Origin of the sequence: Nocardioides sp. (genome assembly GCF_050246775.1) — a bacterium.
Lineage (GTDB): Bacteria > Actinomycetota > Actinomycetes > Propionibacteriales > Nocardioidaceae > Nocardioides.
This window is the reverse complement of record NZ_JBFWVK010000008.1, coordinates 35736-47967: the sequence shown is the minus strand read 5'-3', so window position 1 is coordinate 47967 and position 12232 is coordinate 35736. Positions and strand designations below refer to the sequence as shown.

At 69.7% G+C, this 12232-nt stretch carries 16 protein-coding genes; 6 read left to right on the top strand and 10 right to left on the bottom strand.

What is annotated here, in order from left to right:
* Positions 1-275: 275 nt before the first annotated feature.
* The gene (locus AB7I40_RS22405; RefSeq protein ID WP_428347547.1) at positions 276-620 is read left to right on the top strand and encodes a hypothetical protein; all 345 of its coding nucleotides are present in this window, start codon (positions 276-278) and stop codon (positions 618-620) included.
* A 102-nt stretch (positions 621-722) separates the two neighbouring features.
* Here AB7I40_RS22405 and AB7I40_RS22400 read toward each other — a convergent pair whose 3' ends face one another.
* Entirely contained in the window at positions 723-1532 is an 810-nt protein-coding gene (locus AB7I40_RS22400; protein ID WP_428347548.1) for a GIY-YIG nuclease family protein, read from the bottom strand.
* 194 nt (positions 1533-1726) lie between these two features.
* Between AB7I40_RS22400 and AB7I40_RS22395 the strand changes: the two genes are divergently transcribed.
* The 3 genes from AB7I40_RS22395 (at position 1727) to AB7I40_RS22385 (ending at position 4802) form a co-directional block, all read left to right on the top strand.
* The gene (locus AB7I40_RS22395) at positions 1727-2260 is read left to right on the top strand and encodes a hypothetical protein (protein ID WP_428347549.1); all 534 of its coding nucleotides are present in this window, start codon (positions 1727-1729) and stop codon (positions 2258-2260) included.
* On the top strand, positions 2257-3891 hold the full coding sequence (locus tag AB7I40_RS22390) for an Eco57I restriction-modification methylase domain-containing protein (RefSeq protein WP_428347550.1): 1635 nt from the start codon (positions 2257-2259) through the stop codon (positions 3889-3891). Before AB7I40_RS22395 ends, AB7I40_RS22390 begins: the two co-directional genes overlap by 4 nt.
* 80 nt (positions 3892-3971) lie before the next feature.
* Positions 3972-4802 carry a XamI family restriction endonuclease gene (locus AB7I40_RS22385; protein WP_428347551.1) on the top strand — a complete coding sequence of 277 codons (831 nt, stop codon included), beginning with the start codon at positions 3972-3974 and terminating at the stop codon, positions 4800-4802.
* Positions 4803-4834: 32 nt separating this feature from the next.
* Here the strand turns inward: AB7I40_RS22385 and AB7I40_RS22380 are convergent, their stop codons facing one another.
* Positions 4835-4999, bottom strand: a complete 165-nt coding sequence (locus AB7I40_RS22380) for a hypothetical protein (protein WP_428347552.1) — start codon at positions 4997-4999, stop codon at positions 4835-4837.
* Positions 5000-5039: 40 nt separating this feature from the next.
* Between AB7I40_RS22380 and AB7I40_RS22375 the strand changes: the two genes are divergently transcribed.
* Positions 5040-5288, top strand: a complete 249-nt coding sequence (locus AB7I40_RS22375) for a hypothetical protein (RefSeq protein WP_428347553.1) — start codon at positions 5040-5042, stop codon at positions 5286-5288.
* Positions 5289-5319: 31 nt separating this feature from the next.
* Here the strand turns inward: AB7I40_RS22375 and AB7I40_RS22370 are convergent, their stop codons facing one another.
* From AB7I40_RS22370 to AB7I40_RS22345, 6 genes are all read right to left on the bottom strand, one after another.
* The gene (locus AB7I40_RS22370) at positions 5320-6171 is read right to left on the bottom strand and encodes a sensor histidine kinase (RefSeq protein ID WP_428347554.1); all 852 of its coding nucleotides are present in this window, start codon (positions 6169-6171) and stop codon (positions 5320-5322) included.
* Between the two features lie 82 nt (positions 6172-6253).
* Complete coding sequence (locus AB7I40_RS22365) at positions 6254-6424, bottom strand: hypothetical protein (RefSeq protein ID WP_428347555.1); 171 nt, start codon at positions 6422-6424, stop codon at positions 6254-6256.
* Positions 6425-6538: 114 nt separating this feature from the next.
* On the bottom strand, positions 6539-6748 hold the full coding sequence (locus AB7I40_RS22360) for a hypothetical protein (RefSeq protein ID WP_428347556.1): 210 nt from the start codon (positions 6746-6748) through the stop codon (positions 6539-6541).
* 44 nt (positions 6749-6792) lie between these two features.
* Positions 6793-7851, bottom strand: coding sequence for a DUF4192 domain-containing protein (locus AB7I40_RS22355; protein ID WP_428347557.1), 1059 nt, complete (start codon positions 7849-7851; stop codon positions 6793-6795).
* 11 nt (positions 7852-7862) lie between these two features.
* Positions 7863-8312, bottom strand: a complete 450-nt coding sequence (locus AB7I40_RS22350) for a single-stranded DNA-binding protein (protein ID WP_428347558.1) — start codon at positions 8310-8312, stop codon at positions 7863-7865.
* 201 nt (positions 8313-8513) lie between these two features.
* Positions 8514-8966: a hypothetical protein gene (locus tag AB7I40_RS22345; protein WP_428347559.1), complete on the bottom strand. Its 453-nt coding sequence runs from the start codon at positions 8964-8966 to the stop codon at positions 8514-8516.
* 330 nt (positions 8967-9296) lie between these two features.
* Between AB7I40_RS22345 and AB7I40_RS22340 the strand changes: the two genes are divergently transcribed.
* A complete protein-coding gene (locus tag AB7I40_RS22340; protein WP_428347560.1) occupies positions 9297-10901 on the top strand; it encodes a ParB/RepB/Spo0J family partition protein in 1605 nt (534 codons plus the stop codon).
* Positions 10902-10984: 83 nt separating this feature from the next.
* Here the strand turns inward: AB7I40_RS22340 and AB7I40_RS22335 are convergent, their stop codons facing one another.
* Complete coding sequence (locus AB7I40_RS22335) at positions 10985-11512, bottom strand: hypothetical protein (RefSeq protein ID WP_428347561.1); 528 nt, start codon at positions 11510-11512, stop codon at positions 10985-10987.
* A complete protein-coding gene (locus tag AB7I40_RS22330) occupies positions 11490-11903 on the bottom strand; it encodes a hypothetical protein (protein ID WP_428347562.1) in 414 nt (137 codons plus the stop codon). The genes AB7I40_RS22335 and AB7I40_RS22330 overlap by 23 nt, the downstream gene beginning before the upstream one ends.
* Positions 11904-12232 lie beyond the last annotated feature (329 nt).

Sequence of the window (12232 nt, the reverse complement as noted above, 5' to 3'; positions counted from 1 at the left end):
CCCTGGATCTGCCTGGCAGGCGACCGGTCGGCGAGGGCGGGAGCCACCCTGAGGGCGCGGCACTCGCAGTCCTCGAAGCGCTCGGAGACGACGTTCCCGTGGCACTTGGGTTCGAGGCTCCGCTGATGGTCCCGGTTAGCCCGGTCGGGCCCGCCGACGGGTGGAGGACCTTAGGGCAGGCGCGCCAGGGCGAAACCGTCGACGGTCGCTCCAGGCCGTGGTCAGCCGGCGCCGGGAGCGGCGCACTCGCTACGGGGCTGGTTCAGATGGCTTGGGTGCTCGAGCGTGTGGGCTCCGGGTTTCCCGGGCTCCGGTGCACGACCCGGCCGGAGCTGTGGCTGGTCGGCGACGCCGAGTTGTTCGTGTGGGAGGCCTTCGTCTCCGGCACCGGCAAGCCCGTGCCCGCTGGGATCACCCAGCACGCAGCGGACGCGGCCGCCGCCACCGACACCTTCGCCGACCGTCTGGAGAATGGCACCTTGAGCGACTCCGACGTCGTGTGTGCGCCATCATCGTCGTTCAACCTCGCGGCCGCAGCTGCGACCTACGCCGGTCTGGAGATCGCCAGTCGTGAACTGCGTGATCAGGTCCAGGTCTACCGCACCCAACCGGCTCTTTAGGTCACCGCCGGCGGCCGTGCTTCGTCCGAAACCACGGCATCGGTCAGGAATGGTCCGCTGACCAGGTCCCGATAGCGACACGCGTCAGGTAGCGCTGCTACATCAGTTGCGGTTTAGACCGTGGCACCGTGAGTCGAGGGCTTGCTTGTAGTGGCCCTCGGCGGCGTCGATATCCCGCGTCGGTGTGGACGGGTCGAAGACGCGCAGCACCGAGAATCGGAAGGTGAGCGGGTTGAGGTTGCGCAGCTCGACGTTGCCGCCGTGACCGTTGGTTGCGTAGGCCGCCCACCGCTGGAGAATGGTCTCGGCACCGTCGGCCTTGCCGACGTAGTGCCGACCGTCGCGGGTGTCGGTGATGAGGTAGATGCCGATGACCGAGGACAAGGCGGTGCGCCACGCCGCGTATCGGTGCTCGCGGATCACTGCTTGCAACTGGGGGTGGTCGAGGGTCAGGGCGTCGAATCCCGGGAACCGCACTGGCTCGGCATCGGCGATTTCCATGACGGGGTAGCCGGCCGCCGTGGTGGCATTGATCCGCCAGGTGCGCGGTGAGCGCCAGCCGATCACGAGGCGCCCCCGTAGCTCGGCCATCAACTCGGTTGGTTCCAGGTCGAAGGTCCGACGCTCCCCGTCGTGGGCGACCTGGCCCCGATTGGTCAAGACCGACCACAGCCGGGCTCGGTCGCCGCCCTCGGGCAAGAAAACGATCCAGGTGCCGGGAGGGTTCGCTGGGAAGGTGCGCGTGTTGGCCGACTGAACTCGGGTGTAAGCCAGTATCTCGGCCTCCGAGGAGTCACCGTGGATGCCGACTGTTCCGTCATCGTGCTCACGCACGTAGGCGTGCCGGATTACCAGCGCATCAGCCGGGTCGACACCTGCGCTGGCAAGGACCGCGGCGAACGTGAGCGTCATAACAGCCCTCCCCGATGTGTCGGCGGCCGCCGACGCATCGCATCATCCCTACAGTCTCGCTCGGCCCGGACCGAGGGTCGGCATCGGACGGGCACCGCACCTGCCGTGCAAGCTCCGAGGGAGGCTTCGGTGCTGGCGAAAGAATGTCGGCGAGTCGACCGTAACCCCCCGTCGACCGTAGGTAGTCTGACCGCGTGCCACACATCAACCCCCACCTCGCGATCATCGGGGACCGCCAGGCACTCGGCTGGGTGCTTCAGGAACAACGCCTCGCGTTCCCCGAACCTCGCTACCACCACATCTTTCCGGCCCTCGCGGCCGGCGATCAGCTATACCTCTACACGACCCGTGGCTGCTACAGGAACCCCGGCAGGGACCGCGGCCTCGTCATCGGCACCGCCACAGTCATGGGCGACCTCGAACGGCCGCCCAACCCGCGAGTAGTCCGCGACCGAGAGTTGCCCATCGAAGTTCCTGTCCGTATCAGAGCGCTCGCGCCCCTGGGCGACGGCGTGAATGTGGCCGACACCATCGAGAAGATGACCAGCTTCCCGAAGCCTGAGTCATGGTCGGTGTACCTGCGTCGCAGCCTGTACTCGCTGACCGAGCACGACGCAGCCCTGCTCGACCGCAAACTCCGCAAGTACGCCGGCCAGCACCACGAGCACCTCGACGGCTACCTCGAGCGAGCCCGTCCTGTCGCCTACGCATCCCAGGGCCGGTCATGACGACGACCAGCGAGATGTCGGTGCCGCACGACATCATCCAGCCAGTGGCTCTCACCTCAATCTCAGACCTTGTCGCCGCCGCTCTGGCGCTGGGAGCCGAGAACGTCAGCGGCATCTCCGCGGCCGAGAAGGAGCTCGCCAACACCGCCTCGAACGCACGCATCGAAACCAAGAGGCTTCGTGACGCCATCCGCGCGGGCCAGGACCCCCTCGGAGACGCGTTCTGCCTGATCCGCAGTGCCGAAGACCGCAGACCTCAGGGGCAGACGTACACACCGCCGCCGATCGTGGAATCGATGGTCGGCTGGACACTGGGCCAAAAGGCGCCTGTGCGCGTCGTCGACCCAGGCGTTGGCTCCGGTCGCTACCTTCTCGCCGCAGGTCGCCTTCACAAGAAGGCCGACCTCATCGGCGCCGACCTCGACCCGGTCGCCGCCCTCATGGCGCGGGCCAACCTGCATGCCGCCGGCCTGTCCGAGCGCGCCCACGTGGAGCTGCTCGACTACCGCAGCCTGGACCTGCCGCCCGTTGAGGGTCCGACGCTGTACGTCGGGAACCCCCCGTACGTACGGCACCACGGGATCACGCCCGCCTGGAAGCAGTGGCTCACCGCGACCGCCGCGCTGCACGGCTACAAGGCCAGTCAGCTCGCTGGCCTGCACGTCCACTTCTTCCTCGCAACGCTCGAACACGCAGTCCGAGGGGACTACGGCACTTTCGTCACCTCGAGTGAGTGGCTCGACGTCAACTACGGCTCCCTGGTCCGACAGATGCTCGTCGACGAGCTCGGCGGCCACTCGATCCACGTCGTGGCGCCCGAAGCAATGCCGTTCACCGATGCGACCACCACTGCTGCCATCACCTGCTTCAAGGTCGGTGAACCCGTCAGGTCCATCAAGCTCCAGTCCGCGAAGAGTCTCACCGACCTCGGCACGTTGACGGGAGGTCGCAAGGTCGCGCGCGAGCGTCTGATCGAAGCACCCCGCTGGACGCCGCTGCTCCGCGCCGCCCCCAAGCTCCCTGAGGGTTACGTCGAGCTCGGCGAGTTGGCCCGCGTCCACCGCGGCACCGTGACGGGCGCCAACAACGTGTGGGTCACCCACCGCGGCGCCACGAAGCTGCCCGACACCGTCCTGCGGTCCTCGGTCACCAAGGCCAAAGAGCTCTTCGCTGCCGGGGCCACGCTTGAGGACCCGTCCCCGCTGCGCGTCGTCATCGACCTCCCCGTGGATCTCGACGAGCTCGACGCGGCCGACCGGAGGGCCGTGAACGCGTTCTTGCGTCAGCCAACGGTCAAGGCCGCCAAGGACGGCTACGTGGCGAACAACCGCCGCGCCTGGTGGTCAGTCGGCCTCCGGCATGCTGCCCCGATCCTGGCCACCTACATGGCCCGGCGCCCGCCGGCGTTCGTACGAAACCTCGCCGACGCACGTCACATCAACATCGCTCACGGCATCTACCCCCGCGTCGCACTCACCGACGACGCGTTGACCCAACTCGCCGAGCACCTGCGAGTTTCGGTGACGCTTGGACAGGGTCGCACCTACGCTGGCGGCCTGACCAAGTTTGAGCCGCGAGAGATGGAGCGTCTTCCCGTGCCACACCCGGACCTGCTCACCAAGGCCCCATGACGGCGCGCCCTCCTGTTTGGGATAAGGCCAGACTGGAGGCTGACCGGCAGACGTCTATCTCCTGGTTCCGTGAAGAGCGGGTGACCGAGCCGCTCGAGGACTACCTCGGGTTCTTCCAGACGTCGCGCGAAGCGATCGAGAACGTCCTGGAGCTGACCGAGGATCTGGACAAGGCGCGCCTGTATGCCCCAGAGGTCATGTCGGACAAGGAGATGGCCGAAGCCGGCCGCTACCTCGCCTCGCCCGTGATCAGCAAGGACGATCTCGAGACCATCGCCGAGGTGACGATGGCCCGCAGCCTGATCCAGAAGGACCCCGATCGCGGCCGCAAGCTGATGGACACCATCCTTGCCGGCCTCGACCGGGAGCGGTTCCCCTGGCTCTCCGAGGGGCGCGACCCGACCGAGGCGGAGAGGGAAGCCGCCATTGTTGCCTCCGCGGCGCTACGCGCCACACGGCTGAGTGAGACTGCCCGCCGCACGACTGGCAAGAAGCAGCAGGAGGCGTCCGTCAAGGCGTTCCTGGTCAGCGAGTGCGGCTTCACCGAAGGCAAGTCCGAGCCCATCCCTCACCTCCAGAAGGCCCCCGACCCAGGCAAGTTCTGCGGCGAGGTCCTGGTCGGGTCCCGACTCTCAGATGTTCCGATCCGGCTGTGGGACGGGCGGCTGATGCCGACCGAGTGCAAGGTCTCGAACTCAGCCACGAACTCCTACAAGCGCATCAACAACGACGCCGCCGTGAAGTCGGTGGTGTGGCGCGAGGAGTTCGGGAAGAACAACGTGGTGCCGGTCGCGATCCTGTCGGGCGTGTTTGCTCTCTCCAACCTCGAGTACGCGCAGGATCACGGGCTCACGTTGTTCTGGGCGCACGACCTGGAACCCATGAAGGAGTTCATCGAAGCAGCGCGCTGAGCAGACTTCGGCACCGCGACGCAGGCCGCGCGTCAGGCCATGCGCTCGACGCGGATGTAGAGCAGCGTCGTCGAGCCGGCCGGCACTTCTGCGCGGACGCGCTCGAGCGCGCGGTCGTAGTCGTCGTCCTCGACCTCCCATGTGTGGGATGGCGCCGAGGTGTCCCCCGTCGGCCGCGACGTCGCCAGCATCTTCACACCAGCAGGCTACATCGAACATGTGTTCTATCTTTGGTGCGTGTCGGCCAACCCTCCCAAGAACGACCGCTGGCCACCGTGGCCAGACATCCGGTTCGTCTTGGTCCGCAGCGTCGGCAAGCTACGCCCGTGCCGGGGCCTGATCCTCGACTGGAAGGGCCAGGGCCGCTCTCGCGAGGCCTTGGTCGTCTACTTCGACGACGCCGCTCTCAGGCCCGTCCGCAAGATGGAGTGGATCGCCAAGTCTGATCTGATTCCTGTACCGGTTGATCCGAACTGGACGCCGTGACGCAAGGCGGCGCCGGCCAGGGTCGGCACGTTCAGTCGGCGTCGCCGGCAGTGTCGGGTGCGCATGATGGCAGGCCGAGGATGAAGCGGTTGCCGTCAGGCCGGTAGTCCAAGCTCCCGCCCTGGCGCTCTGCCAGCTCGCGGGCGACGGCGAGTCCGATGCCGGTGCCGATGGTGCCGGTGCCTGTCGCGCGGGTGTGGCGATCGAACATCGCGGCGACGAAGTCGGGCGGGATGCCGTCTCCGGCGTCACTGACGACGATCTCGGCCCAGTCCTGACTGGTGGCACGAGCGGCGATGGTCACCGGTGGCCGGCCGTATCGCTGGGCGTTGCGGATGAGATTGCCGAGGACCTGGTGCAGTCGAAGTCGGTCGGCAACGACCGTCAGGTGCTCGTCGACGTCGAGGTGGATCTCCAGCCGCGGGAAGGCCAAGGCGCAGGCTCGCAGCTCCTCCGATACCGAGACCACGACAGGTTCGTTGCTCAGCTGGCCGCTGCCGGCGGTTGCGTGCACCAGCAGGTCCTCGCCGAGGTAGCCGAGGCGCTCGGCGACGTTGTGGGCCTTGCGCTGCAGCTCGCGGGACTGCTCGGTGGCCGGCTCGTCTGCGAGCAGCTCGAGGTAGCCGGCCAGGCCGGCCAGGGCGTTGAGGAAGTCGTGGGTCGCCGCAGCCATCCGGTGATCGCGCTCATCGGCTGCCCGCATGACCTCCTCGATGGCCTTGCGGCCGGGTGCCCACCGTCCCCAGGCCGGCAGTCGACGGACGCCGGGTGATGCCGCAGCTCCCCGTGGCCGGGCCTTTCCCCGCACCGCCGCGGCGCGGCCGAGCAGGGCAGCCGCCAACGCCGGCAGCGCGGGGCGCACCTGGCGGTTGGGCTGAATCACGTCCACAGCGTCTCCCGAGAACCGGGGCAATGGGGGCGGAACGAGCAAACAACCGCTCTTAGTGCGAAAGCGCGGCGGGCGTTCAGCTCCAGCCCGTGATGCCGAGCTCCCGAGCCAGCTGACGGTCGTCCTGCTCGAGGAGCCGGCGCAGCTGGTGGTCGTGGACCCAGTCCACCCGCACCGGGCGCAAGGGCGCCCCGGGAGGACCGCCGAGCGCCTCGGTGCGTGCGCGCGGATCTCCGTTGGCTGTCATCACGTGTCCTCCCTGGTCTGGACTCACGAGTCACGTCGTCTCCACCGTAAGTGGCGCGGTCGGCCCGACCGCGGTTATCCACAGCAGCCGCCCGCGTCGAGACGTCGGCCGAGCTCACGCGTCTGGGAGACCAGGACCACGACGGCCCCCGTCGTTCCTGGGGGCGCCCTGGTCGACGTCGGCCGGCGACGGCGGGTCGTGCACCCAGTCGATCCGCTGGTGCGGCTCGTAGGCCGAGGGCGCGGGAACCACGAGGCGGGCGAGCCGTCGCTCGCCGGCGCTGGCGGTCGCGTTGGACGGGTCGGATGAGGTGTTGCTTTCCATGGACGGGTCCTTGTCCGGTGTCGTTGTCCGTGTCGTTGTTGAGGTCAGCGGCCGGGGGCCGCGCGGTTGGGGCCGTCGCCCGGGCGCGGGCCGCCGCGCATCCCGGGCTCGTTGAGGTGGCGGTTGACGCTTCCCAGGCGGCGATCGGGCACGTAGGACTCGTCGAGCTCGCCGGCGATCTCGCGCATGGTGGCGTTGGCGCGCTCCCACTCACGCGGATGCAGGCCGTTCTGGAGCGCCGAGGCGACGATCGCGGCCAGCGGGTAGGGCTGGTCGGCGGGCACCTGGTCCAACGCGCACCAGGCGCGTGCCCCGTCGCCGTTGAGCCAGCTGGAGAAGCCGAGCAGGGCGGCCGGCGCGGCACGGACCTCGTCGGGTGCCCGGCGGGTCAGGTCGGTCCACAGCGCGATGTGCGAGCTGGTGTTCTCGCGGCTCATGTCCTCCCACAGGGCGTCTCGGGTGGCGGTCGTCTTCACCGCGAGGAGCAGGCGGGCGGCCTCGGGGTCGCTGAGACGCCGCCCATCGGCGTGGAACTGCTCGAGGCGGTCCAGAGCCCAGTCACGCTCGCGGCCGGGCGTGCTGTTCTCGGCGGCGTCGTGTGCGGCCGGGAGCACGGCGGCCACGGGCTCGTGGTCGCCGGCGAGGGAGGCGGCCAGCGAGTCGCGGTTGGCCGCGGGCTGGACGGCTCCGGCGAGCACCGTGGTGGCCGCCATCCGGTCGGCCGCCTGCTGCGATTGGTAGCCGGAGGCGCCGGTGTCGAGCTCAACCCACCGCTGGCCGTTGGCCCACAGCCGCAGCTTGGTCTCCACACCGACCTCGGCCAGGCCGGCGGCGATGTGCTGGCTGGCCAGCTCTGCCGATCGGCGGTCCTCGGTGACGCACACCAGCGCCACCATGGCGCCTGGTCGTGCGTGTTGGCCGTACGGGACGCGGAGCGCGCGGCTAACGCCGTCGCGATCGCTCGCGGTCGTCGGCAGGTCGACCCGCGCACACGGCAGTCCCTTGGTGATCGGCATCAGCACGATCGACTCCTCGGGCTTGAAGCCCAGCACGTGGGGCACCGCGGCGATCAGCTCGTCGGGTGACTGGACGACCAGATCCATGGCCGGGCCCCTCAGCCGGCCGCGGGCTCGACGGCCGCCGGCTGCTCGTCAGTCGCCTGGGTGGCCGGAGACGTGTCGGACGGCGTGGCCGGGCGCTGTCGCTCGATGCGAGCTGCGGCGAACTTGAACGATCCGCCCACCTCGCCGAACCGGTTGCTGACCTCGACGACCTGCTTGGTGCGCTTCTGCTGGGTCTCACGGTCGGTCCAGGTCTCGGTCTTCATCAGGCCGTGCACGATCACCCGGTCGCCCCGGCCGGCGGAGTCGTAGAGGTTGATCGCCGCGCTGCCGTAGACCTTGACGTTGTGCGCGGTCGGCTCGCCGTCGACCCACTCCCCCTCGGCGTTGCGGGTCCGGTTGGTCACCAGGACCCGGCAGCTGACAAACGGCTTGTCGTCGCGGGTGTACAGCAGCTCGGGGTCCTCGGCGAGGTTCCCCGCGAACGTGACGGTGGTGGACATCGCTCCTCCTGGGTCTTCGCAACGCGCACGGTGCGCCTGCGGTCTCCTAGGGGCCGATGGGTGGCGGGAGCGATCACCAGCGGCGCCAGAACATCGCGATGAACATGCAGAAAGCCCCGCCGTGGCTTCGGGGGAATGGCCAGGGCGGGGCCTGAGATCGACCCTGGCCCGGCCTCACCCGATCGGGCGACGGGATCTCCGTCAAGAAACGGGCCGTGTCGGTCGCCGGGGTGGCCGGTTGCTCAACCGCGCCGGCGGCGGAGGAAGGGGCCGTCCGATCCGCTCGCGGGCGGCTTGTGCCGCGGCGACTACCGCCTCGGCAGCGAAGGCCGACCTAGACACCACTCGGCCGAGCTCGCCTCGGTCGGCGATCACTGCCTCTTCGATGAGCTCGATCGTGCGGACCTCGAGAGGGTGGGACCGGTTGACGCCGGCCCCCGTCACGTTCTGCAGCTGCGGGTCCTCCGCGATCGCGACGCGTTGTGCCGGCGTCCGTGCGGCGTGCTGCTCAAGCACGCGCCCCAGCCACGCCACGAACGCGTCGGGCGAGCCCGGGTCGTGGTCGAGGTCCGCGACGTACGCCGAACGGGCCAGGGCCCACAGGGACGGCTTCCAGTAGATCCCGGTCCGCACAGGCCTCGCGTCGGTGCTCACTCGCCTCGCCGCCTCATCCCCAAGACCAGGTCGCCGAACTCGTCGACCAGCTGACCGCTAACACCAACGCCGCTGCATTTCCGGTCCTGGTCGTCGTCTTCGTACCTTCCCACGTTCTCTTCTCCCTACAGCTGATCGGCATCGAGGGGACGCAGCGCGACTGGCCCACCACGGCGTGCGCCGCGCGTCGACATCACGCGCGTCTGGTTATCCCCAGCGCGGCGTTCCTGGCCTCCATCCACAGCGGACTCCCGTCACCACGAGGACGACGGCTGAACCTGGAAACGTAGGCGTTGACAGTTCATTCTATTCAACTCCGAGGAGTCAACCATGACCAGCACCGCCACCGCCACTGCCACGACCGACGAGCCGATCACCGACGCCAGCAGCGGCGCGGCCGAGGAGTTCGTCTACCTCGACCCGGGCTCGATCATCATCGGCAGCAACGTCCGCACCGACCTCCCGGACGCGAAGGAGTTCCGTCGCTCGATCAAGGAGCGCGGCGTCCTGGAGGCCGTCACGGTCTACCGCAACGACGAGGGCCAGCACGTGTGCCTGCGAGGTCAGCGCCGCACTGTCGAGGCCGCGTCGGTGGGCACGCCCACCGGCCTGATCCCGGCGCGCGTGGTCGCCAAGCCCGAGGAGGCCGACCGGATCGTGGACCAGATGGTCGAGAACATCCACCGCGCGGGGATGCGCGAGACCGAGATCGTCGCGGGCGTCGAGGAGTTGACCCTCGTCGGCGTCAGCGCGGCCCAGATCGCCAAGCGGCTCTCGGTGCCGCGCCCGACCGTGAACGCCGCCCTGGCCGTCACCAAGGCCGACCAGAGCCGCAACCGGCTCGACTCCGGCGACCTCACGCTGGCCGAGGCCGCGATCTTCGCGGAGTTCGAGCACGACCCCGACGCCGTCGAGCGCCTGGAGCGTCGCCTGCGCTGGGGCCACGGCCTGGACCACGAGGCGCAGCGGCTGCGCGACGAGGCCACCGAGCGTGCGGAGTACGCCGCCGAGGTCGAGCGGCTGCGCGGCGACGGCCTGCCGGTCCTCACCGCCGAGGAGGCGACCGAGGTCCAGGCGACCGCCGTGGCGATCGAGGACCTGCGCACCCCCGAGGGCGAGCCGGTGCCCGTCGAGGACTGGCCGAGCGTCACGGGCGCGGCCGTCATCCTCACCGAGGAGTGGGACTACCCCGAGCCCGCCACCAACGACAGCGCGGACGGCGACTCCGAGGAGGAGACCGACGAGCAGACCGACGAGGACGCCGAGGAGGAGGACCCCGAGCCGGTCAAGGTCTTCACCGCCACCTGGGTGGTCACCGACGTCGAGGCCACCGGCCTCGTCTACGGCAGCCGCTCCCACGGCTCCGCGTCCGACCCGGACTCCGGCGCGGCCTCGGACGGTGCGGACGCCGCCCGCGCCGAGGAGGAGGCCGAGGCGAAGCGCCAGGAGCGGCGCACCGTGATCGCGAACAACAAGGCGTGGGTCAGCGCCGAGACCGTCCGTCGCGACTGGCTCGCCGGGTTCCTGACCCGCAAGAGCGCGCCGAAGGGAGCCGAGGCGCTGATCTGCGAGGCCGTGCTCACCGGCAACCACACGCTGAGCAAGGCGATGGACCACCGCCACCCGATGCTGTTCAAGTTGCTCGGCATCGACGTGCCGAGCGGCTACTACGGCGCGGGCTACGAGGAGTGCCAGAAGATCGCGACCAAGGCCACCACGCCCAAGGGCGCGACCATGACCGTGCTCGCCGCCGTGCTCGCCGCCTGGGAGGACTCCACCGGCAAGCAGACCTGGCGCAACCCCACCGGCTGGGACGCCCGCGTGCTCGGGGCGCTCGCTGAGTGGGGCTACGAGCCCAGCGACGTCGAGCGACTGCTCCTGGGCGACCAGGACGACCACGATATCGACGGGGACGCCGACACGGACGCGGCTTGACGCTCCACTCCCCCGACGTCGGTGGCGGGCCGTGGTGATCAGCCCGGCCCGCCATTGGCATGCCCGCTCCGTCAGCACGCGGGTCACCACAGGGTCAGTTGCTCACCGAGGAGCTGACGCAGCCGGGCGAGGTCGGCGGCCACGAGCTCGGGGTCCACCCGGGCCATGTCGCGCAGCTCGCGCGCACGTCGCCGGGGACCGCGTGGGTCGGCCAGCGGACTGTCGGGCAGGTTGCGCCGGATCGACCACTCGCGCCGGTTCTGCGCAGCGCTCGAGACCACGACGTGCTCCGGTGCGATGCGCTGGCACAGCGGGTTGTCGCACCGGTGTCCCAACAGCCTCGCGTCGTCGAGCGCCTCGACGCCGTGCATCACCGCGAACGCGAACCGATGGGCGATGATCACGCGGCCCTGCGCGAACCAGAACCGCCCGTGCCCGCCCCCGTCGGTGCGCTCCTGGGTGGACCGGCCCGACACCGCTCCGGTCCACCACAGGCACTCGCTGCCGGGCACCGTGGTGATCTTGGCGCGATACCGCGCCAGCACCACCGGGTCGCCCAACGCCGACCCCAGCGCCGCCAGCCCCGCCTCATCCAGCCGTCGAGCCGCCACCCGCTCCCCCGCTCAGGTCACCCTTCCGAGCCTCGCCGGCCTGGTCGCCGGCCTCGTCGGTGCGTGCGCCGCCCTGGCCCTTGTCGTCGCCGCCGTCGCCGTCGTCGGCCAGCCGCCGCAGCCGCGTCGCCTCACGCGGCGTGAGCAGGCCGTCGCACCACTCGACCATCTCGGCCAGCGTCAGCCCCTCGACCTCGGTCCACTCCCGCAGCGCCGCCCCGGCCCGTGCCTCGGCCGCGATCACCGCCTGGTCGCGCTCACCGACCGCCACCATGACCTGCTCGGCCAGGTCCGTCATCCGGCGCTCCTTCTCCACCCGCGCCAGACGCCGCCGCTCGGCCACCTCACGCGCCGTACGCCGCGCCTGCTGCTTGATCGTCTGCTGGCTCATCCCGGAACTCCTCGCTCCTTCTCGGTTGCACTCTGCCGGTCCCCTAGGACAGTCCGACCGCCCGGAGCGATCACCAGCCACACCACCAACCGCGATTCACCACCCATCACGAGCGCACTACCCACCCTCACCTGCACCCCGAGACAGCCGAATCCACCCTCCCTCGACACCGGCCCGACCACGCACGTCAGACCGACACCACCACCTCGATGCGTCCCCCCAACTCGACGCGAAAGACGAAGTGCCACACACCTCTTGCATTCTCGGTGACGTGAATAGATTGAATAGCAAAGAATTCCGCGCCACGGTGATCGCCCCCGCCGGCGGCC